This window comes from Colwellia sp. MB02u-10 (assembly GCF_014077185.1).
Classification (GTDB): Bacteria; Pseudomonadota; Gammaproteobacteria; order Enterobacterales; family Alteromonadaceae; genus Cognaticolwellia.
Window position 1 is genome coordinate 1 of sequence record NZ_JACGVK010000042.1, and the last position, 635, is coordinate 635.

Genomic DNA, 635 nt, shown 5'->3' on the forward strand with positions numbered 1-635 from the left:
CGCTTAAGTAAATTTCTAACCTTGGTTCTGGGCCTTCGCCATTGTCGCCAGTAGCACATCCGTATTCTACGACGAACCCAATGGTCTAAATCTACGGATAGTTGATAAGCATTGGCTATAAAGAAATAGTTACCCCAACCACGTAAATAACGGTTTAAATGAATAATTTGTTTCTTCATCGCTATCCCCCAATTTCGGTTTGTTAATCGACGTACTTGTTGTTTAAACTTTACAAGTGCTTTGTCGTAGATTTGTATTTGGCCTCGCTTGAAACTAAACCCTAAAAACTTGGTTTCTTTTACTGAGCCAACACGACTTTTATCTTCGTTAACGGCTAATTTGAGTTTGCGTTGTAAAAACACACTAATATTCGTTAAAACACGCTGTCCTGCTCGATGACTTTTCACTAAAATGGTAAAATCATCGGCATAGCGTGCGAAACAGTGACCTCGCTTTTCTAATGTTTTATCAAGCTCGTCAAGCATGATATTAGAAAGTAATGGCGATAAAGGACTGCCTTGCGGCACACCTTCTTGGGTTTGAACTCGTTTCCCTTTATCTACAACACCCGCCCTTAAATACTTTCCAATCAATCGCATCAAGGCTTTATCGTTTATTTTACAGCCGAGTTTATG

General features: G+C 39.4%; 1 protein-coding gene. It reads right to left on the reverse strand.

The window, feature by feature from the left end; genetic code table 11:
- On the reverse strand, positions 1 to 635 hold a 635-nt coding region (locus H4J59_RS19735; protein ID WP_259369321.1), incomplete at both ends, for a reverse transcriptase domain-containing protein.